This window comes from Ideonella sp., assembly GCF_041918995.1.
In the GTDB taxonomy this organism is placed as follows: Bacteria; Pseudomonadota; Gammaproteobacteria; order Burkholderiales; family Burkholderiaceae_C; genus Ideonella.
This window is the reverse complement of record NZ_JAYRUN010000005.1, coordinates 209666-228945: the sequence shown is the minus strand read 5'-3', so window position 1 is coordinate 228945 and position 19280 is coordinate 209666. Positions and strand designations below refer to the sequence as shown.

General features: G+C 72.4%; 18 protein-coding genes and 1 riboswitch. Of the genes, 6 read left to right on the top strand and 12 right to left on the bottom strand.

Features of this window, described 5'->3' with window-relative positions; all coding sequences use genetic code 11:
• Window positions 1–71: 71 nt before the first annotated feature.
• The 4 genes from ACE3UN_RS06625 to ACE3UN_RS06610 form a co-directional block, all read right to left on the bottom strand.
• Window positions 72–1265 (bottom strand): class I SAM-dependent rRNA methyltransferase, encoded by a 1194-nt coding sequence (locus tag ACE3UN_RS06625; RefSeq protein ID WP_374674122.1) that lies wholly within the window; start codon window positions 1263–1265, stop codon window positions 72–74.
• A gap of 135 nt (window positions 1266–1400) precedes the next feature.
• On the bottom strand, window positions 1401–2294 hold the full coding sequence (locus ACE3UN_RS06620) for a hypothetical protein (protein ID WP_374674121.1): 894 nt from the start codon (window positions 2292–2294) through the stop codon (window positions 1401–1403).
• Between the two features lie 11 nt (window positions 2295–2305).
• The gene (locus tag ACE3UN_RS06615) at window positions 2306–3187 is read right to left on the bottom strand and encodes an ABC transporter ATP-binding protein (RefSeq protein ID WP_374674120.1); all 882 of its coding nucleotides are present in this window, start codon (window positions 3185–3187) and stop codon (window positions 2306–2308) included.
• On the bottom strand, window positions 3187–3579 hold the full coding sequence (locus ACE3UN_RS06610) for a GntR family transcriptional regulator (protein WP_374674119.1): 393 nt from the start codon (window positions 3577–3579) through the stop codon (window positions 3187–3189). The genes ACE3UN_RS06615 and ACE3UN_RS06610 overlap by 1 nt, the downstream gene beginning before the upstream one ends.
• Before the next feature lie 715 nt (window positions 3580–4294).
• Between ACE3UN_RS06610 and ACE3UN_RS06605 the strand changes: the two genes are divergently transcribed.
• On the top strand, window positions 4295–5749 hold the full coding sequence (locus ACE3UN_RS06605) for an FG-GAP-like repeat-containing protein (RefSeq protein ID WP_374674118.1): 1455 nt from the start codon (window positions 4295–4297) through the stop codon (window positions 5747–5749).
• Between the two features lie 27 nt (window positions 5750–5776).
• Here the strand turns inward: ACE3UN_RS06605 and ACE3UN_RS06600 are convergent, their stop codons facing one another.
• The gene (locus ACE3UN_RS06600) at window positions 5777–7147 is read right to left on the bottom strand and encodes a M48 family metallopeptidase (protein WP_374674117.1); all 1371 of its coding nucleotides are present in this window, start codon (window positions 7145–7147) and stop codon (window positions 5777–5779) included.
• A gap of 211 nt (window positions 7148–7358) precedes the next feature.
• Here ACE3UN_RS06600 and ACE3UN_RS06595 point away from each other — a divergent pair, with 211 nt between their 5' ends.
• A complete protein-coding gene (locus tag ACE3UN_RS06595; RefSeq protein ID WP_374674116.1) occupies window positions 7359–7946 on the top strand; it encodes a hypothetical protein in 588 nt (195 codons plus the stop codon).
• A gap of 48 nt (window positions 7947–7994) precedes the next feature.
• Here ACE3UN_RS06595 and ACE3UN_RS06590 read toward each other — a convergent pair whose 3' ends face one another.
• From ACE3UN_RS06590 to dapF, 3 genes are all read right to left on the bottom strand, one after another.
• The gene (locus ACE3UN_RS06590; RefSeq protein WP_374674115.1) at window positions 7995–8903 is read right to left on the bottom strand and encodes a tyrosine-type recombinase/integrase; all 909 of its coding nucleotides are present in this window, start codon (window positions 8901–8903) and stop codon (window positions 7995–7997) included.
• Window positions 8904–9120: 217 nt separating this feature from the next.
• On the bottom strand, window positions 9121–9813 hold the full coding sequence (locus ACE3UN_RS06585; RefSeq protein ID WP_374674114.1) for a DUF484 family protein: 693 nt from the start codon (window positions 9811–9813) through the stop codon (window positions 9121–9123).
• A complete protein-coding gene (gene dapF, locus ACE3UN_RS06580) occupies window positions 9810–10706 on the bottom strand; it encodes a diaminopimelate epimerase (RefSeq protein WP_374674113.1) in 897 nt (298 codons plus the stop codon). Before dapF ends, ACE3UN_RS06585 begins: the two co-directional genes overlap by 4 nt.
• Window positions 10707–10847: 141 nt before the next feature.
• On the opposite strand from dapF, the gene ACE3UN_RS06575 reads away from it, so the two are divergent.
• On the top strand, window positions 10848–11288 hold the full coding sequence (locus ACE3UN_RS06575; RefSeq protein ID WP_374674112.1) for a hypothetical protein: 441 nt from the start codon (window positions 10848–10850) through the stop codon (window positions 11286–11288).
• Between the two features lie 21 nt (window positions 11289–11309).
• On the opposite strand, the gene ACE3UN_RS06570 is transcribed toward ACE3UN_RS06575, so the two are convergent.
• A complete protein-coding gene (locus tag ACE3UN_RS06570) occupies window positions 11310–12209 on the bottom strand; it encodes a lipid A biosynthesis acyltransferase (protein ID WP_374674111.1) in 900 nt (299 codons plus the stop codon).
• Entirely contained in the window at window positions 12206–13066 is an 861-nt protein-coding gene (locus ACE3UN_RS06565) for a lysophospholipid acyltransferase family protein (RefSeq protein WP_374674110.1), read from the bottom strand. The genes ACE3UN_RS06570 and ACE3UN_RS06565 overlap by 4 nt, the downstream gene beginning before the upstream one ends.
• 225 nt (window positions 13067–13291) lie before the next feature.
• Here ACE3UN_RS06565 and metK point away from each other — a divergent pair, with 225 nt between their 5' ends.
• Window positions 13292–14470 (top strand): methionine adenosyltransferase, encoded by a 1179-nt coding sequence (metK, locus tag ACE3UN_RS06560; protein WP_374674109.1) that lies wholly within the window; start codon window positions 13292–13294, stop codon window positions 14468–14470.
• Window positions 14471–14578: 108 nt separating this feature from the next.
• On the top strand, window positions 14579–15679 hold the full coding sequence (locus tag ACE3UN_RS06555; protein ID WP_374674108.1) for a DNA glycosylase AlkZ-like family protein: 1101 nt from the start codon (window positions 14579–14581) through the stop codon (window positions 15677–15679).
• A 7-nt stretch (window positions 15680–15686) separates the two neighbouring features.
• Here ACE3UN_RS06555 and ACE3UN_RS06550 read toward each other — a convergent pair whose 3' ends face one another.
• Both ACE3UN_RS06550 and ACE3UN_RS06545 read right to left on the bottom strand, forming a co-directional pair.
• On the bottom strand, window positions 15687–16895 hold the full coding sequence (locus ACE3UN_RS06550; RefSeq protein WP_374674107.1) for a YbfB/YjiJ family MFS transporter: 1209 nt from the start codon (window positions 16893–16895) through the stop codon (window positions 15687–15689).
• Window positions 16886–17737, bottom strand: a complete 852-nt coding sequence (locus tag ACE3UN_RS06545) for an HAD-IIB family hydrolase (RefSeq protein ID WP_374674106.1) — start codon at window positions 17735–17737, stop codon at window positions 16886–16888. Before ACE3UN_RS06545 ends, ACE3UN_RS06550 begins: the two co-directional genes overlap by 10 nt.
• Window positions 17738–17892: 155 nt before the next feature.
• Between ACE3UN_RS06545 and ppk2 the strand changes: the two genes are divergently transcribed.
• Entirely contained in the window at window positions 17893–19113 is a 1221-nt protein-coding gene (ppk2, locus tag ACE3UN_RS06540; RefSeq protein ID WP_374674105.1) for a polyphosphate kinase 2, read from the top strand.
• A gap of 72 nt (window positions 19114–19185) precedes the next feature.
• Window positions 19186–19265: riboswitch (S-adenosyl-L-homocysteine riboswitch) on the top strand.
• Window positions 19266–19280 lie beyond the last annotated feature (15 nt).

The window sequence follows — 19280 nt, the reverse complement described above, 5'->3', positions numbered from 1 at the left end:
AAGCCGCCCCGGACCAAACACCGGGCACGCCCGGGGGTTTCGGGGCCGGGGGTCGGGGCCGACCCGCGGGCTCAGCTCTTCAGGATCGCCAGGCCCTTGAGGTACTCGCCCTCGGGGAACATCAGCGTGGTGGGGTGGTCGGGCGCGCCTTCCAGGCGGGCCAGGATGGCGCCGTCCACGCCCGCGTCCATGGCGGCGCCGGCGACGATCTTGTGGAACAGCTCCGCCCCCACGCCGCCCGAGCAGCTGAAGGTGAGCAGCAGGCCGCCGGGCGCCAGCAGCTTCAGCCCCAGGCGGTTGATGTCCTTGTAGGCGCGCGCCGCGCGCTCGGCGTGCGACGCCGTGGGCGCGAACTTCGGCGGGTCCAGCACGATGGCGTCGTAGGTCTCGCCGTTCTTCAGCGCCTCGCGCAGGAAGGCGTTCACGTCGGCGTCCACCGCGCGGTGCCGCGCGGGGTCGAAGCCGTTGAGCGCCACGTGGGCGGTGGCGCGGGCCAGGGCCGGCGCGGAGGAATCCACGCTGGTGACCTGCTCGGCGCCGCCGGCCAGCGCGGCCACGCTGAAGCCGCCGGTGTAGCTGTAGCAGTTCAGCACGCGGCGGCAGCCGAAGCGGCGCACCCAGTCGGCCAGGCGCGCGCGGTTGTCGCGCTGGTCCAGGTAGAAGCCGGTCTTGTGGCCCTCGTGCACGTCCAGCGTGAGCTGCCAGGCGTGCTCGCGGATGGTGACGGTGGTGTCGCCCCCCGCCACGTCCGCCCCGCGCAGCCAGCCGGTCACCGGCGGCAGCCCCTCCAGCCCGCGCACGCCGGAATCCGAGCGCTCGTAGAGCCGGGTGCAGCCCGTGGCCTGCAGCAGCACGTCGGCGATGGTCTGCTTGAAGCGCTCGGTGCCGGCCGAGGAGAACTGGGCCGAGAGCAGGTCGCCGTAGCGGTCCACCACCAGGCCGGGCAGGCCGTCGGCCTCGCCGTGGATCAGGCGCACGCCGTCGCTGGCCACCGCCAGCCGCTGGCGCAGGGCCACGGCGGCGCCGATGCGGCGCTTGAAGAACGCGTGGTCCACGCGCTCGTTTTCGTCGAAGGTCCAGGCGCGGGCGCGGATCTGGGAGCTGGGGCTGAAGGCCGCCCAGGCGAGGAAGCGCCCGTCGTGGCTTTCCAGGCGCACCGTCTCGCCGGCATCGGCCTGGCCCTTGGCGATGCTGCCGGCGAACACCCAGGGGTGGCGCCGCAGCAGCGAACGTTCCTTGCCTTCACGCAGGCGAATCACTTTCATGGCGTGATTGTCGCCTTGGCGCCGTGGGCGGGGTGGCGCCGGCCTGCGGCCGGGGCTTCGACAGGCTCAGCCCGAACGGTGGAGAGGTCCGTTCGGCCTGAGCCTGTCGGAGGCCCCACCGCAACGGGGTGCGGCTCAGCCGCGGCGGCGCTTCCACACCAGCAGGGCGAACGCCGCGCCGGCGATGGCCAGGCCCGCCACGAAACGCACCGATGCCAGGTCGCCCAGCGCCAGCAGCGTGTCCTGCCAGAGCCAGCCGCCAAGCGCCGGCGCGCCCTCGCTGGGGAACGGGATCTGGTCGATGTCGTCGCTGCCCTGCTGGCTGGGCACCACGGCCCAGCCGAAGTGCTCGAGCTGCGCGCCCAGCTGGTCCAGCAGCCAGGGCTGGCCGTACAGGTTGGCCAGCAGCACGGCCACGAGGACCAGGCCGCCGCCCACCACCGGCACGCCCCAGCGCTTGAGCCAGGCCGAGGCCGCCATGCCGCCCATGAGGAAGGGCGAGAGCCACAGCGCCCCCAGCACCACGCCCAGCGCCAGACGCGCGGTGACACCCAGCCACAGCATCAGCAGGGCGGCGCCTTCCATGTGCACCAGGGCGTCGACGCCATTGACGCGCACCACGGCGATCAGCGCCGCCACCACGCCGCCGGCGGCGGCCAGGCCCAGCGCCAGCAGCGGCAGCAGCACCCAGTGCATCAGCAGCGTGGCGCCCAGCGCCGGCACGTGGCCGATGGGCAGCGACAGCCAGAACTCGATCGAGCGGTCCTGCTGGTCGCGCCGCGCCAGGCCGGGCGCCTGGATGGCCACGGCGCCGAGCACGAGCACCATGACGAAGAAGGTGTAACCCGCGCCGATCATCAGGGCCACGGTCTCCGGCGACGACGGGCGGTCGTTGCCCATGCGGATCTCGCCGAAGAGCATGAGCGGCACCATCACGGCCAGGGGCACGGCGCCGAGCAGCCACCAGCCGAGGCGGTGCTGCATCCACTCGCGCTGGAGCAGGGTGGGGAAGGTGGACATCGCGGTCATGGCGGGGCCTTTCAACGCTGCGGGTTGATCTCGGGGGCGCGCGTCAGCGCGACGAACAGGTCGACCAGGCTGGGGCGCATGGGGCGGCCCAGCGCGGCCACCTGCTCGGGCGGCGGGCCGTCGAACAGCGCGGCCGGCTCGCCCTGCTGGCGGTAGCGCAGGATGGGGTGCGCGGCGGCGATGGCCTCGGCCGCATGCGGGTCGTGCTTGAGGGCCACGAAGCGCTCGTCGATCTGGGCCAGCGGGATGTCCAGCACCAGCTTGCCCTCGTTGAGCATCATCACGTCGGACAGCAGGCCCTCGATCTCCTCCACCTGGTGGGTGGAGATGATCACACTGCGCTCGCCGTCGCACCACTCGTCGATCAGCATCTCGTAGAAGGCCTTGCGGCTGAGCACGTCCAGGCCGAGCGTGGGCTCGTCCAGGATCATCAGCCTGGCGTCCACCGCGGCGATCAGCGCCAGGTGCGTCTGCACCACCATGCCGCGCGAGAGCGACTTCACCTTGTCGGCCGGGTTCACGCTGGTGCGGCGCAGCAGCGTGCGGGCGCGCTCGGCAGAGAAACGCGGGTGCAGGCCGGCCATGAGCTCGATGAGCTGCTCCACCCGCGCCCAGCGTGGCAGGATGGCCACGTCGGGGATGTAGGTCACCTGCTGCAGCAGCGCCACGCGGTCGCGCCGCGGCTGCATGCCCAGCACCTGCAGCGAGCCCTCGTGGTCGGCCAGGCCGACCAGCGCCTTCATCAGCGAGGTCTTGCCCGCGCCGTTGTGGCCCAGCAGGCCCACCACGCGGCCACGGCCGATGGTGAAGTCCAGCCCGTCGAGCGCGCGCTTGCGGCCGTACTGCAGGCCCAGGCCACGGGCCTGGATCAGGGGGTCTTGGTGCGCGGTCATCAGGCGGTCCTCCTCGTGTCGTCGCCGGCAGTGTCGTCCGGGCGCAGGTCGTTCAGCTGCAGGTCGGCGGGGCGCAGGCCGAGGCGGCGCAGCCGGGTGCGCAGCGTCGGCCATTCGTGGGCCAGAAAGCGCTCGCGCTCCAGCTCGCGCAGCCGGTCCCGCGCACCGGAGCGCACGAACAGGCCCACGCCGCGCCGGTTGTCCAGCAGGCCGTCGTCGGCCAGGGCCTGCAGCGCCCGGCCCACCGTGAGCGGGTTGAGCATGAAGCGCGCGGCCAGGGCCCGCACGGACGGCATCGGCTCGCCCTCCGGCGGCTCGCCGTCCAGCAGCGCACCGGCCAGGCGGTCGGCAAGCTGCCGGTAGATCGGCTGTCGGTCATCCCAGGTGGTCATGGGCACACCTCGTGGTGTCTTGGTGATGTAAGACACTGTAGGGGCTGCCCGCCGGGGCGTCGCGGGGGATGCGACAGGCTGCGGGATGGGGCGACAGGATGCAGAGGGGGCAGCGGCGGTCCCAGCGGCCCTGTCGGTTTTCGCTCAAGGTGGCCAGTAGCGTCAACTCAGGTGCCCATCTGTAGCGCAAAGCGTTTCACAGTTGCCATGGGCCACGTTGGCGAGAGCACCTCCCGGGCACAGGCCAAGTCCGAAACTACCTCGATCCCGGCCGTCGTGCGCGCATCCAACGGCTTGTCCGGATCGGCCTTGGAGGGCTCCCCAGTGAAGGCCCCCGAGGTGACGAAGGGCGTGTCAGGCCGGGCGCTGACCCGCATCTGGGGAATCACTATGGGTGGCCTTCCCGCGATGCCATTCTGAAGGCCATTGGCCTGAGCCCACCGCTGATCGCATCGGGCTGTGCCAGTCGTTGGCCCGGCGCGCCACCATCCGAGCGGAATCTGCCGCCGCAGGTCAGCGGACGCCGACAGGACACATGCAGAATGTGGCTCAAAGTGACCGGCCAGGGGCGCCGGGTGTGGATACAGAAGGGAAGGGAAACATGTTCCGCAAACGTGCTCGTTGTTGGCTTGCCTGTCTAGCTGTCGTGACGCTCTTCGCCGGGTGCGGCGGTGCAGGGGCCGGCGGTGCAGGGGGCGGCGGTGATGGATCCAACATGACCCTCTACTTGGAAGGCATGACTTCACCTGAGCGGGCCGAAGCTTCAATACTGAGTGCGGTTGTGATCCGATTCGGTGAGCCGTTGGACGCGGCGAGCGTCACCCCCGATTCCGTCGCCCTCACGACGGACGCGGAGGTGGTCGCGACGAGGACGGAGGTCTCCGGCAATCTCATCACTCTGACGCCCGTTGATCGCTTGCGGCCAGGTACCCACTACCGCGTGATGCTGGCGCCCAGTGTGCGCGGCCAGTCCGGCCGAGAGTTGGGAGTGATCCCCCCCGCCCAGCAACCCTTTCTCGAGTTCACGACCGAGTCGTGGCCGATGCGCCTCGAGACCCTGGTCGAATTCGAGACCCATGGGTCCGACGCGCCGGTGGCGGTGGGCGACTTCGACGGTGACGGCTTGCTCGATCTTGCCGTGGCGCGCGAGTTTCCGACCCGGACCAGCGTGCTGCGCGGCTTGGGCCACGGCAAGTTCGCGCCAGCGTATGACGTGCCGATGAACGAATCGTATTGCCGCCACTCGGCTATGCGATCCAGCGACATCAACGGGGACGGTTGGGAGGAACTGGTCATCAGTGCCTATAGCGAGAGCGGCTACTGGGAAAACTGCGGCGTGACCATCCTTTCGGCGCAAGGGGCACGCTCGCAGTTGGCCCCATCGGCCCATTGGGTCACCACTGACTTCAGTATTGCCATCAAGATCGCCGATGTCGACGCCGACGGGCTACAGGATTTGGTGGGTTTAGGCCGCAGCGACGTAGGATCACAACCACCCACGTTGGTGGTCTGGACGCAGCAAGATGATGGGTCGTTCTCGAAGACGCACGAACGGCCCGTGTTGACCGGGGGTGGCGCCGCGGGCATGACCGTGGGTGACCTCAGTGGTGACGGCCTCGTGGATTTCGTGGCGTGGTGCACTTGCGGGCGCGGGCCGGAGCAGGTGTGGATCGAGCAGTCAGCCCCCGGCGTCTTCGGCGAGACCCAGCCCCTGACCACTGTGCAGGTGCCGTATTTCGGGGCGACCGCCTGGGAAGACGCCGAGCTGTTCGACGCCAACGCCGACGGTCGGCTCGACATCGTGGCCTCCACGGGAGGCAACTACGAACGTGCAGTCTTTGGAATCTACTACCAGGATGCCTCCGGTCTGCTCGCCGAGCCCGTCGAGCTGCTCGCTGCCGACCATGCTCCGGGAGCCATGGACACGGCGGACATGAACGATGATGGCGTTCGCGATCTGGTCGTTTTCCATGACGGTTGGCAATCGATTTCAGCGTACTTGCCTCAGGCCGACGGACAGGTGATTTCACAGTTGAGGTACATGCTCCCAATTGCCTATGTCCACGCCGAATCCTTCGCGCTGGCCGACCTCAATGGCGATCGGTGGCCGGACATCGTCGTCAATGATGGAGAAGGTCTCAAGATCCTCTTCCAGATCCCGACACAGTAGGGCGGGGCCGACACGTTCAGCCGTCGATCACGGCAACTGCTGCTCCCTCCACCGCATCGCCATGCCGATGCGCGTGGCCGCGCTGGGGTGGTCGAAGAAGATGAACTCCTCCCAGGGGCCTGGCTCCGTCTTGCGGTATTCGGCCAGCTTGAGCAGCACCTCGGCCTCGCCATGCGGCTCGCGGGCGAGGTTGAGCGCCCAGAGGTCGGCGTGGCTTTCCATGGTCCGCACGATGGTGTTGGTCACCGGCGTGGCCAGGAACATGAACACGCCGAGCGCGCCCACCAGCAGCGGCAGCGAGCCCACGTCGGCCACCGCGGCCGCGCCACCTGGCAGGCGCCAGCGCTCGCCGTAGCGGCGCAGCAGCCGGTGCATCACCCACGCCGAGGCACCGAAGCCCGCGAACAGCAGCACGCCGAACTGCAGCAGCGTCTGCGGCACGTGGCCCATGGCGTAGTGGCCGATCTCGTGCGCCATCACGGCGCGGATCTCGGCTTCGCTGGAGCGGCGCAGCAGGTTGTCGTTCAGGCGGATGGAGGCCGTGCCGCCGATGCCCGAGACGTTGGCGCTGACGCGCGTGGTTTGCCGTGATGCGTCGACCTCCATCACCTGGTCGGTGGGCACGCCGTTGGCGTGCGCCATGGCCAGCACCGCGCGCTTCACCGGCCCGTCCTCCACCGGCCGGTAGGTGTTGAACAGCGGGTCGATCCACACCGGCGCCACCAGCACGCCCAGCGCCATCAGGCCCACGGCCACGCCCGTGGCCCACATCCACCAGCGTTCACCCGCACGGCGCAGCACCGCGTACAGCACGGCCACGCCGACAGCCGTCATCACCACGGCCACGGCCAGGCCGATGAGCTGCTCGCCCAGCCAGGCGCCGAAGCCCTGGGTGGCCAGGCCGTAGGCGTGCTCGCGCACAAAGCCCTGGTACACGGTGAGCGGGAAGGCCAGCACCGAGCTGGCGGCCACATAGGCGCCGCCGTACATCGCATCGGCCAGCCAGCGCCAGGGCGCCACGCGGCGCGCCCAGTCGCGCACTGCGGTGGACGGTCGCGTCCACAGCAGCAGCGCGGCGATGGCCACGCCCAGCAGCATGTTCCACAGCAGCAGCCAGTAGCCGCCCTCGAAGTAGGCATCCGAGCGCGCCTTGGCCTCAGGGGACAGGCGGTCCAGGTAGGCACGGGTAGCCGCCTGCGCGTCCAGGGGCAGCGCGGCGCGCCAGGCGTCGTCCACCGGGCGGATGGCGGGCACGGCGTCGACCGTGCTGGCCACCGCCGAGGCGGGCGCCGCGGACGGCAGCGCAGGGGTGGGATCGGCGGCAGCCGCTGGCGCCGCCAGGGTGGCAGCGGCCAGACACGCCGCCACGCAGGCGGTACGCAGGAACACAGGGCGCACGGGACTCTCCTCCGGCCGGGGCGGCCGCCGGCATTCTGTGCGGCCCCCCGGGCGTGGCAGCTGCCCATGCGACGGATGGCGCCACGCGCGCGATGGATGGCGTCAGCGGCGGGACGGGCGGCCGGCATCCCTAATCTGCAGGTGCAGCGTGCCCGCCGCTGCCCTGCGGGCACGGACAATTTCGCCACGACACACCTTTGGAGGAGAACCGATGTCCACCCACTCGCCCCGCACCGCCCTGCTCACCACCGCCCTGGCGGCCATGCTCGCCACCGGCCTGCTGGCCGGCTGCGGCAAGGTGGCCGACAGCGTGAGCGAGGCCACCTCCGAGAAGGCGGCCGAGAAGATGATCGAGGCGCAGATCAACCAGAACGGCGGCAACGCCAAGGTCGATCTGTCCTCCGGCGGCGTCACCGCCGAGGGCACGGACGAGAACGGCAAGGCCTTCAAGATGGAGATGGGCAATGCCAAGGTCACCGAGCAGGAGCTGGGCCTGCCCTTCTACCCGGGCGCCCAGCCGGTGGCCGACAAGGGCACGCGCATGCGCAACGGCGAGATGAGCATGGCCAGCGTGGAGCTGAGCTCGGACGCGGCGCCGCAGAAGGTGGCCGAGTGGTACCGCGGCCAGCTCAAGGGCCGCGGCGAAGGCGCCACCGTGGTCGATTCCTCCAGCAACGGCGAGCTGCAGCTCATGATCGTGCGCGACAAGCCGGTGCAGGAAAGCATGCAGGTGCACGTCGGCCCCGCCAGCGAAGGCGGCGGCAGCACCATCACGCTGATGCATTCCACGGGCAAGTGACGCCCAGCGCCGGGCCCGCGGCGCGGCCGCGGACGCACACCGGCGGGCTCAGCGCTTGCGCGCGCGCGGGTGGGCGGCGTCGTACACCTTGGCCAGGTGCTGGAAGTCGAGCCGCGTGTAGACCTGGGTGGTGCGGATGTCGGCGTGGCCGAGCAGCTCCTGCACGGCGCGCAGGTCGCCGCTGGACTGCAGCAGGTGCGAGGCGAAGCTGTGGCGCAGCATGTGCGGGTGCACCTGCGTGGGCAGGCCGGCCTGCAGCGCCAGTGATTTCAGCCGCGAGCGCACCTGGCTGTCGGACAGCCGGGTGCCACGCTGGCTGACGAACAGGGCCGGTTCCTCCGGCCGCGCGATGCCCGCGCGCCACGCCAGCCAGGCCGCGAGCGCCTGCCGCGCCGGGCCGCCCACCGGCACGCTGCGCCACTTGGCGCCCTTGCCGCGCACCTGGGCCTCGGCGCCGGCCAGGTCCACCCAGCCGGCCGAGGCCGCACCCGGCTGCACATCCAGCCCCACCAGTTCGCCCACACGCAGTCCGCTGCCGTACAGCAGCTCGACGATGGCGTGGTCGCGGGCGGCCAGGGCGGGGTCGTCGGCGGCGGGCGCCTGCTCGGCCAGGGCCACCGCCTGGTCCACCGCCAGCGCCTTGGGCAGCGGCTTGGGCGCCTTGGGCGGCCGCACGCCGTCCACCGGGTTGAGCGCCACGCCACCCTGCCGGCCCCACCAGCGGTAGAAGCCGCGCCAGGCCGACAGCAGCAGCGCCAGACTGCGGGGCGACAGCCCCGTGCCATGCGCCTGCGCCATCAGCGCGCGCACATGGTGCGGCTGCAGCGAGGCGAGCGCCACGCCGAGCCCCTGCGCACCCTCCACCAGCCGCCGCAGCGCATCGGCATACAGCGCCAGCGTGCGCGGCGCCAGATGGCGCTCCGCGCGCAGGTGGGTAAGGTAGGTCTCGACAACCACAGCCGGGCCTAACCGCGATGGGCCGGCGGCGCTGCGCAGCAGCCGTCGCACCCCCAGTGGCGTGCGCGGATCCGGCTCCGCCGGTCCGCTGCGCGAGCCCCCTCGGGGGGCCGAGGCCGGACATGGACAGTCCTGAGGACTGTCCGTGCCTGCCGAGGGGCCGGGCCTCCGTGCCCGGCGCGGCCTGCAAGGCGCCCCCGGGAGGGGGCGTGGGGGCTCACAGCAGCTTGCCCAGCGCGGCGCTGGCGATGTCGCCCACCTGCTGCAGGAACTCGGTGCCCATGTCGCTCTGGAATCGCAACGCGTCGGGCGAGCCCAGTGCCAGCAGGCCAAAGCACTCGCCCGCCGCCGAGCCCAGGCGCAGCGGCACCAGGGCCAGCGACTGCGGCGGCGCGCCGTCGGCGGCCAGCCAGGCGGCGGCCTCGAAGCCGGAGTTCAGGCCACAGTAGGGCTGGGCCAGGCTGGCCGCGAAAGTCCGGAGGTCGTCGCTCACCGCCTGGGCCCACGGCATGCCGGCATGCGGCTCGGCCACGTTCCACACGCGCAGCGCCGCCTGCGGGATCATGAACTCGTGCTTCAGCTCCTCGATGAGCACCTGCGGCATCACGCTGGCGCTGCGGGCGAGCATGACGGCGCAGGTCCAGCGGTGCATCTTGCCGACCAGCGCCTCGTTGTCGTGGCCGGCGCGGATCATCTCGATGATGCGCCGCTCCAGGCCCTTGATGCGCTCGCGCAGCATGTCCATCTGCCGCTCCTGCAGCGACACCGCGCGCCCGCCGTGCGGGCTGGCCAGCTGGATGGAGGCCAGCAGCTCGGCATGGCGCTCGAAGAAGCCGGGCGTCTGCGCCAGGTAGGTGGCGATGTCGTCCTCGGTGATGCCCTGCACGCCGAGCGAGGTGGTTGCGTTCACAGCTCGATCTCTCCTTCAAAGACGGTCTCGGCCGGGCCCGTCATCCACACCGGGGCCCAGTCGCCGGTGGCCTCGGCCCCGGCCCATTCGATGGTCAGGCGGCCGCCGCGCATGTCGACGTCCACGCGGCTGTCCAGCCAGCCCAGGCGGATGCCGGCCACCACGGCCGCGCAGGCGCCGGTGCCGCAGGCCAGCGTCTCGCCGGCATCGCGCTCGAACACGCGCAGCGCCACCTGCGAGCGGCCCAGCACCTGCAGGAAGCCCACGTTCACCTTGCGCGGGAAGCGGGGGTGGGCCTCCAGCAGCGGGCCGAGCTCGGCCACCGGCGCCTCGTTGACGTTGTCCACGCGCAGCACCGCATGCGGGTTGCCCATGGACAGCACCGCCACCTCCACCTGGCGCGTGCCGGCCTTGCGGCTGCGCCGGTCGTCGGGCACCTCCAGCGGCCACAGCGGCATGCCGCCGAGCTCGCGCGGCGTGAGGCCCTCGCTGTCGAACGGCACCTGCGCCGGCTCGAACACGGGCCGGTTCATGTTCACCGTGACCCGGCCGTCGGGCTGCGCATGCAGCTCCAGCAGGTTGTTCAGGGTCTCGACGCGCACGGTGTCGCGGGTGGTCAGGCCGTGCTCGCGCACGTAGCGCACGAAGCAGCGCGCCCCGTTGCCGCAATGCTCCACCTCGGCGCCCGAGGCCCCGTTGAAGATGCGGTAGCGGAAGTCGACATCGGCCCGGGAGGCCGGCTCCACGACGAGGATCTGGTCGGCACCGACGCCGAAGCGCCGGTCGCCGAGCCGGCGCAGCTGGGCGGGGTTCAGGTCGAGCGGCGCACGGGTGGCATCGAGCACGACGAAATCGTTGCCGGCGCCGTGCATCTTGGTGAAGCGGACACGCATGGGGGGATTATCGACCCCCCTCGTTCTCACGCTTGCGCCAGGGCGACCCGTCCGCACAATGCCCGTGTGGGAGGGATGACCGGGGGCCATGGCGCGAGCCTGCCGGCGACAACAACAAGGCGCAGACCTATCTGCACCACCATGATCCATTCTTGCTTCTTCCAGCGTACCTGGGCACTTGCCGGCGCCATGGCATTGGCCGCGACCGCGGTGCATGCCATGACCGTGGTCATTGAACGGGAACCGAACAACACCCTGGCATCGGCCCAGGCCGTCGATCCCAACAAGCTGCCCCTGGTCCAGGGCACCATGGCGTCCACGTCCGATGTGGACGTCTACCGCGTCGGCTACATCCCCGGAGGCGAATGCATCGCCGCCACGCTCGCGCCCAACCCGTCGGGCGACTACAACCTGGCGCTCGTGGACAAGAACAACCGCACCATCGCCAGCAGCCGCAACGGCGTGGGCCAGATGGACCCCGTCACCTCCTGCACGGTGCAAGGCCCCGTGTACCTGCGGGTGACGTACGCCTCGGGCCCCGTGGGCCCTGCCGGCACCTATTCGCTGGAAATCAGCTACTGACGGCTGCTCCCGGCCGAAGCGTCAGTAGAGCTTCGGCTCGCCCTTCGGCCGGGTCTTGAAGCGCCGGTGCACCCACAGGTACTGGGCCGGGTTGCGCGCGATCTCGCCTTCGATGAAGGCGTTGATGCGGCGGGTGGCGGCCACCTCGTCGTCGGCGCCGGGGAAATCGGTCCAGGGCGGCAGGAAGCGCACGCGGTAGCCGGCCCCGCCGGGCAGGATCTCGGCCACCACGGGCTGCACCACCATGCGCAGGCTGGCGGCCATGCGGGCCGGCGCCAGCAGCGTGGCAGCCGGCACGCCGAAGAAGGGCACGAAGGCCGCGTCCCGGGCGCCGAAGTCCATGTCCGGCAGGTTGAAGAAGGCGGCGCCGCGCTTGATGGCACGCATCAGCGGCAGCGCCTTCTCGTGGCGCGAGAAGATCTCCGCGTTGCCGAAGCGCAGGCGGCCGGCGCGCATGGCGGCGTCGAACACCGGGTTGCTCTGGCGCTGGTAGATGGACGCGGCGTAGCGGCCCTGGTACAGCAGCGTGGCCACCCCGGCCACGTCCAGGCCCATGAAGTGCGGCACCAGCCACATCACGGGCCCGTCGTGGCGCTCGGCGAACTGCACGTCGCCCTCCACGTGGATGAGCGACTTCAGCCGCTCGGCCGGCGCGAACCACAGCAGCCCGCGCTCGACCAGGCTGCGGCCGAGCCAGCCGAAGTGCTCGCGCACCACCGCGCGCCGGCGCTCGGCGGGCCAGGCGGGGAAGCACAGATCGAGGTTGCGCTCGGCGATGCGCCGGCGCCGCCGGGCCAGCGCGTGCAGCAGCGCGCCCAGCGTCCACCCCAGTCGCGCCTGCACGCCCAGCGGCCAGCGGTGCACCACGCGCAGCAGCGCCAGCACCCCCTTCGCCGCGGCGTTCTGCAGCGCAGCACTCATCGTGTCTCCATTCCTTCATCCGGCCTCAGGCGGCGCGGCGACTTGTAGCGGTGGTAGCCCCACAGGTACTGCGACGGCAGCGCGCGCACCGCGCGCTCCATCGCCTCGTTCACGCGCGTGGCGGCGGCCACGTCGTCCTCGGGCCAGGGGCCGGGCAGGGCCTGCAGGCGCACCACGAAACCGCGCCCGTGCGGCAGGCGCTCGCACCAGGCCAGGCCCACGGCCGCGCCGGTCTGCTGCGCCAGGCGTGCGGCCAGGGTCATGGTGTAGGCGGGGCGGCCGAAGAACGGCGCCCACACGCCCTGCCCCAGCGGCGGCACCTGGTCGGGCAGCAGGCCCACCATCTCGCCACGGCGCAGCGCCCTCAGCATCTGGCGCACGCCCGCCAGCGAGGCCGGGGCCGTGGCCATCTGCGGCCGCGCGCGGGCGGTCTCCTCCAGCTGGCGCAGCCACGGCTGGCGCGCCGGCCGGTACAGCACGGTGATGGGGGCGTCGAAGTGCTCCACGGCGGAGCGGGCGGCCACCTCGAAGCTGCCCAGGTGCGGGGTGAGCAGGATGAGGCCGCGCCCGGCGGCCAGCGCATCGCGGATGACCTCGGCGCCTTCCCAGCGCACGCGCTCGCCCAGCCGCTCGCCCTCCGGCATGAGCCACAGCCACGGCACCTCGGCGGCCATGCGGCCGGCTTCGGCCACGGCGCGCCGGGCGTCCGCGGGGTCCACGCCCGCCAGCGCGACGTTGGCCGCCATGCGGCGGCGGTAGGTGGGCGACAGGGCCCAGGTGAGCCAGCCCAGCGCCGCCCCCAGCGCGTGCAGCCGGGCCAGCGGCCAGCGGGACAGCCAGCGCAGAATCAGGGTCATACCGGAAAAGGAGGCGTCTCTATAATGCGCCGGTCGCCGAGTTAACAGGACAACTTGCGGGGCGACGCAGGCGGTGTTCCACCGACTGCCTGCCGGGTGGCACGCCACCATGGCGGCCAAATACCGCTAAAGCGTTCGCCACCTTGCCAGGTTGCCAAGTGGAGCGACGCGAAGCCCGACCCCGGGCTGCTTCGACGAACCCGCAACCGCAAGAGCACACCCGCAGTGGCGAACGATTATCTCTTCACCTCGGAATCGGTTTCCGAAGGCCACCCCGACAAGGTCGCCGACCAGATCTCGGACGCGATCCTGGACGCCATCCTCACGCAGGACCCGGTCTCGCGCGTGGCCGCGGAGACGCTCACCAACACGGGCCTGGTGGTCCTGGCCGGCGAGATCACCACCAATGCGCACGTCGACTACATCCAGGTCGCGCGCGACACCATCAAGCGCATCGGCTACGACAACACCGAGTACGGCATCGACTACAAGGGCTGTGCCGTGCTCGTGGCCTACGACAAGCAGAGCAATGACATCGCGCAAGGCGTGGACCGCGCCAGCGACGACTACCTGAACATCGGCGCCGGCGACCAGGGCCTGATGTTCGGCTACGCCTGCGACGAGACGCCCGAGCTGATGCCCGCGCCCATCTACTACGCCCACCGCCTGGTGGAGCGCCAGGCCCAGCTGCGCAAGGACGGCCGCCTGCCCTTCCTGCGGCCGGACGCCAAGAGCCAGGTGACCATGCGCTACGTGGACGGCAAGCCGCACTCGGTGGACACCGTGGTGCTGTCCACCCAGCACAGCCCAGAGATGAGCGACGGCGCCAAGATGAAGCCCGAGTTCACCGAGGCGGTGATCGAGGAGATCATCAAGCCGGTGCTGCCCAAGGAGTGGCTGAAGGACACGCGCTTCCTGATCAACCCGACCGGCCGCTTCGTCATCGGCGGCCCGCAGGGCGACTGTGGCCTCACCGGCCGCAAGATCATCGTGGACACCTACGGCGGCGCCTGCCCGCACGGCGGTGGCGCCTTCAGCGGCAAGGACCCGACCAAGGTCGACCGTTCCGCCGCGTACGCGGCGCGCTACGTGGCCAAGAACGTGGTGGCCGCCGGCCTGGCGCGCCAGTGCCAGATCCAGGTGGCCTACGCCATCGGCGTGGCCCGGCCGATGAACGTCACCGTCTACACCGAAGGCACCGGCGTGGTCCCGGACGAGCGCATCGCCGAGCTGGTGAACGAGCTGTTCGACCTGCGGCCCAAGGGCATCATCCAGATGCTGGACCTGCAGCGCCCGATCTACCAGAAGACCGCCGCCTATGGCCACTTCGGCCGCGAGGAACCGGAGTTCACCTGGGAGCGGACCGACAAGGCCGCGGCGCTGCGCGCGGCCGCCGGGCTGTAAGCCCGCCGCGCATGGCGCGGTATCGGTTCCCGGGCGCAGCTCGACTCGCGCCCCTCCCCCACGGGCGCCCCAGGGCGCCCGTCGCTTTTTGGGCATCATGCGCGGTCCATGCCGCGCCCCCTCACGCTCGACGACCTGCGCCGCCATGCCCTGGCGCGCAGCCTGTTCACGCCCACCACCCTGCCGCGCGCCATCGAGCGGCTGGGGTTCGTGCAGGCCGACCCGATCCGCGCGCCCGCCCGGGCCCAGGACCTCACCCTGCGCCACCGGGTCACGGGCTACCTTGCCGGTGACCTGGAGCGCCGCTACGCCCGCCTGGCCGTGGAGGAGGACTTCTTCGTCAACTACGGCTTCCTGCCGCGCCGGCATGCCGCGCTGATGCACCCGCGCACCGCCCGCACCGCGTGGCCACCGGAGCGGTGGCGCCAGGCGCAGGAGGTGCTGGACTTCGTGCGCGCGCGCGGCTGCGTGCACCCGCGTGAGGTGGACGCCGCCTTCGCCCACGGCAAGACGCGCAACTGGTTCGGCGGGTCGTCCAATGCCAGCACGCAGCTGCTGGACGGCATGCACTACCGCGGCCTGCTGCGCGTGGCCCGGCGTGAGGGCGGCACGCGGTGTTATGCCGCGCGCGACGCCATGCCGCCCGTGGACGACCCGGCCGAGGTCGTGGCGCGCCTCGACGCGCTGGTGGACCTGGTGGTGGCCAAGTACGCGCCGCTGCCCGCCGCCAGCCTGGGCCAGCTGCTGGGCCTGCTGCGCGGCGGCGCCCCGCAGTGGGACAGCGGCCGCGCGGCCGCCCTGGCGCGCGCCAAGGCCCGGCTGCCCCATGCGCGCGTGGACGGCGTGGACTGGTACTGGCCCGACGGAGAGGACCCCGGCTCGCGCCGCCACCGGGTACCCGAGCGCGTGCACCTGCTGGCGCCGTTCGACCCGGTGGTGTGGGACCGCCGCCGCTTCGAGCTCTTCTGGGGCTGGGCCTACCGCTTCGAGGCCTACACCCCGGCGCCTCGCCGGCAGCTCGGCTACTACGCCCTGCCGCTGCTGTGGCGCGGCGAGGTGGTGGGCTGGGCCAATGCAGCCGTCCAGGGTGGCCAGCTGGCGCTCGACGCGGGCTACGTGAGCGGCCGCGCGCCGCGCGATCCGGCCTTCCCGCCAGCGCTCGACGAGGAACGCGGTCGCCTGGAGGCCTTCCTGGGTCTGGCCGGCTGACTGCGCTTCACGGTGGGCGCGCCCCGGCCCGCTGTGCCAGGGCCAGCCCGGCACCCGCGGCCAGCACGGCCGCGCTGATGAGGAAGCCGCGCGCCAGGCCGCCGGCGCCGTCGGCGATGCGTCCGACCAGCCCCGGCCCGACGATCTGCCCGGCGGCGAACACGATGGTGAAGGCGGCGATGCCACGCGCCCAGGCCTCGGGCGGGAGGTTGTGCCGCACCAGCGCGGTGGTGGACGCCACCACCGACAGGAACACCGACCCGAACAGCGTGCCGCTGGCGAACACGGCCACCGGGTGCGCGCTGAGCACCGGCAGCGCAGTGGCCGCGGCCAGCAGGCCGTTGAGCAGCGCCATCGGCCGGCCGCTGCGGTGGCGCTGCAGCAGCCCGGCCCACAGCCAGGAGCTGCCGCAGACCCCCAGCCCCAGCAAGGTGTAGAACGCCGTCACGACGCCGGTGGAGGCACCCTGCTCGCGCAGCAGCGTGACGATGAAGGTCATGTAGCCGATGTAACCCAGGCCGAAGCAGAGGTAGCCCGCCAGGCCCGCGGCCAGCGGCGCCAGGGGCGCACGCGCCGCGGGGCTGCGCGCCACTGGCGGGGCGGCCAGCTGCCGGGTGCCCGCCGCGCACAGCGCCGTGGCGGCGGCTGCCAGCACCGCCAGGCCCAGCCAGGCGCTGCGCCAGGCGGCCGCGCCCCACGCCAGCGCCGGCTCGCCCAGGGCCCCGGGCGACAGCCAGCCCGGCAGCCACAGCGCACCGCCCACGATGCCCAGGCCCGTGCCGCCGTAGTACAGCCCCAGCACCAGGCCGCCGCGGGTGCCCACGGCCGGCGAGGCGGCCAGGCGCGCGGCCAGCAGGCCGCCACCCACGAAGCTGGCTGCGCTGGCCACGCCGGTGACGAAGCGCAGTGCGTACAGCGCCGTGTCGCCCGGGGCCAGGCCGTGCGCGGCCAGCGCGGCGGCCGCCAGCGCGCCGCCCGCCAGCATCAGGCGGCGCGCGTCGGCGCGTGCCATGGCCCAGGGCATGAGCAGCGCGCCGACCAGGTAGCCGGCGGCGTTGAGCGTGTTCATCGCCCCGGCGGTGAAGTAGCTCCACCCCAGGTCCGCCCGCATGGCGGGCAGCAGCAGCGCGTAGCTGAAGCGTGCCAGGCCCAGCGACACCGCCGCGGCCAGCGCCAGCGCCGCCGCCGCGCGCCAGGGGGACGGCATCACGCGCATGCCGCCGCGGCGCCGCGGGCCGCGAGCAGGGCCGCCGCCACCTCGGCGAAGCCCTGCCCGCGCTCGCCGGCCGTCACGTAGGCCGGGCGATGCCGCAGCACGGGCCAGAAGCGCACGATGTTGGCCACGCCCACCGACCACGGCAGGCGCTGGAACAGCGGCTCGTCGTTGGTGGAGTCGCCCACGTACAGCCACTGCGCCGGCGCCAGCGGCCGGCCCGTGACCGTGGGCACGGCCCACTCGGCCGCCGTCCACTTGCTGTGGCCGCCTATCCATCCGTTGACGTGGATGGAGCTCACCGTGGCCGTCAGCCCGTGCGCGCGCATGACCGCCAGCACGGCGTCGATCTGCGCCTCGCCGAGGTGGGCGAACTCGCTGTGGTCCACCGCGATGTCGGTCAGCCGGCCCGCGCTGTCGCGCGCCAGCGTGGCACCGGGCACGGCCTGCAGCACCGCGGCGGCGCAGTCGGCCAGCCGGCGCTGGTTGTGCGCACGCTCGGTGTCGGGCTGCACGAAATCCCGCTGCAGGCCGCGCCCGCCCGGCGCGCGGCGCAGCATCACGCCGCCGTTCTCGGCCACCACCGCCGCCACGGGCAGCGTGTGCAGCACGTCCTCGCTCCAGCCGGCGGGGCGGCCGGTGACAGCGATCACCGGCAGGCCGGCGGCGGCCAGCCGACCGAGCGCCTGCGCCGCCGCGGGCTCCACCACGCCGTCGCGGGTGAGCGTGTCGTCGATGTCGGTGAGCACGCCCGCCAGGCCGGCCAGCGCGGTGGCCGGCGCCTGCGACCACGGCCGGGCGCCCTCGGGGCAGGCAACGGCGGGGCGGGCAGGTGGCGACGGCATCGGTCCAGTGTCACACAGCGCCGGGCCGGCTTGACCCCGCACCGGCCCTGTCACCTGGGCGTCACGTTGACTGCCATCAAGGCGCCCCGGCCGGCAGCGGGCGGATGATGGCAGGTCCACCACCCTCCACGGCCCACTTCTGCGGGCTCGCCGCCATGGCCAAGGACCCGATCACCGCTGCCACCCCCCGCACCCGCCGGCGCACGGCCACCCCGGCCGAGGCACCCCCGGCCGCCCCGCGTCGGCGGGCGACGGCGCGGCCCGCCACCGCCGCACCGACGACGCCGGTGACCCCGGCACCCGCCGAGCGCACGCCCCGCCGCACCCGCGCCACCGTGGCCGCCGAGACGGTGGCCGCGGCCACCTCGGGCGCACGCGGCGTGCAGGCCGCCGTGGTGGCCGACATCCTGGCGCGCGACCACCGTGACGGCAGCGGACCGCTGGGCGAATTGCGCACCCTGCTGGCAGGCGCCTCGCCGGACGACCGCCGCGCCCTGCGCCAGGCCCTGTTCCCGCGCGAGGTGGCCGAGGTGCCGAGCGAGGCGGATGTCGAACTCGCGCCCGGCTGGCGCGAGGGCAAGTACCCCTACCGGCACCTGCTGACGCGCGCCACCTACGAGAAGCAGAAGTACCGCCTGCAGGTGGAGCTGCTGAAGCTGCAGGCCTGGGTGAAGGAGACGGGCCAGCGGGTGGTGATCGTCTTCGAGGGCCGCGACGCCGCCGGCAAGGGCGGCACCATCAAGCGCTTCATGGAGCACCTGAACCCCCGCGGCGCGCGCGTGGTGGCGCTGGAGAAGCCCAGCGAGGTCGAGCGCGGGCAGTGGTACTTCCAGCGCTACATCCAGCACCTGCCCACGGCCGGCGAGATCGTGCTGTTCGACCGCAGCTGGTACAACCGCGCCGGCGTGGAGCGGGTGATGGGCTTCTGCACCGACGCGGAGTACCAGGAGTTCCTGCGCCAGGCGCCCGAGTTCGAGCGCCAGCTGGTGCGCTCGGGCGTGCACCTGTTCAAGTTCTGGTTCTCGGTCAGCCGCGCCGAGCAGCGCCGCCGCTTCAAGGAGCGCGAGCTGCACCCGCTCAAGCAGTGGAAGCTCTCGCCCATCGACCAGGCCAGCCTGGACAAGTGGGACGACTACACCCGGGCCAAGGAGGCCATGTTCCTGCACTGCGACACCTCCGACGCCCCCTGGACGGTGATCAAGAGCGACTGCAAGAAGCGCGCGCGCCTGAACGCCATGCGCTACGTGCTGCACCGCCTGCCCTACGCCGCGCGCGACCTGGCCACGATCGGGCCGGTGGACCCGCTGATCGTGGGCCGGCCCTCGCTGGTGCCCAGCATCGGCGACGACCAGCTGGCGTCCGCCCAGTCGTCCTGAGCCGGCCGGCGGCTCGATTCCTTCACGCCGCGCGGCCACACGCCGGGCCGCGCGGCGCTAGAATCTCGGCCTCGTTCCGAGGAGCGTTGCAAGGCCGACACCACTGGCCCCAGGCTCGGAGCGTTTGACCTCTGCAACGGCGCTCACCCGCACCGCTCGGTGTCGTG

Coding starts and splice junctions, on each gene's coding strand:
- ACE3UN_RS06625 (WP_374674122.1), bottom strand. CDS start 1,265: ATGAAAGTGATTCGCCTGCGTGAAGGCAAGGAACGTTCGCTGCTGCGG.
- ACE3UN_RS06620 (WP_374674121.1), bottom strand. CDS start 2,294: ATGACCGCGATGTCCACCTTCCCCACCCTGCTCCAGCGCGAGTGGATG.
- ACE3UN_RS06615 (WP_374674120.1), bottom strand. CDS start 3,187: ATGACCGCGCACCAAGACCCCCTGATCCAGGCCCGTGGCCTGGGCCTG.
- ACE3UN_RS06610 (WP_374674119.1), bottom strand. CDS start 3,579: ATGACCACCTGGGATGACCGACAGCCGATCTACCGGCAGCTTGCCGAC.
- ACE3UN_RS06605 (WP_374674118.1), top strand. CDS start 4,295: ATGACCCTCTACTTGGAAGGCATGACTTCACCTGAGCGGGCCGAAGCT.
- ACE3UN_RS06595 (WP_374674116.1), top strand. CDS start 7,359: ATGTCCACCCACTCGCCCCGCACCGCCCTGCTCACCACCGCCCTGGCG.
- dapF (WP_374674113.1), bottom strand. CDS start 10,706: ATGCGTGTCCGCTTCACCAAGATGCACGGCGCCGGCAACGATTTCGTC.
- ACE3UN_RS06575 (WP_374674112.1), top strand. CDS start 10,848: ATGATCCATTCTTGCTTCTTCCAGCGTACCTGGGCACTTGCCGGCGCC.
- ACE3UN_RS06570 (WP_374674111.1), bottom strand. CDS start 12,209: ATGAGTGCTGCGCTGCAGAACGCCGCGGCGAAGGGGGTGCTGGCGCTG.
- ACE3UN_RS06565 (WP_374674110.1), bottom strand. CDS start 13,066: ATGACCCTGATTCTGCGCTGGCTGTCCCGCTGGCCGCTGGCCCGGCTG.
- ACE3UN_RS06555 (WP_374674108.1), top strand. CDS start 14,579: ATGCCGCGCCCCCTCACGCTCGACGACCTGCGCCGCCATGCCCTGGCG.
- ACE3UN_RS06550 (WP_374674107.1), bottom strand. CDS start 16,895: ATGCGCGTGATGCCGTCCCCCTGGCGCGCGGCGGCGGCGCTGGCGCTG.
- ACE3UN_RS06545 (WP_374674106.1), bottom strand. CDS start 17,737: ATGCCGTCGCCACCTGCCCGCCCCGCCGTTGCCTGCCCCGAGGGCGCC.
- ppk2 (WP_374674105.1), top strand. CDS start 17,893: ATGGCCAAGGACCCGATCACCGCTGCCACCCCCCGCACCCGCCGGCGC.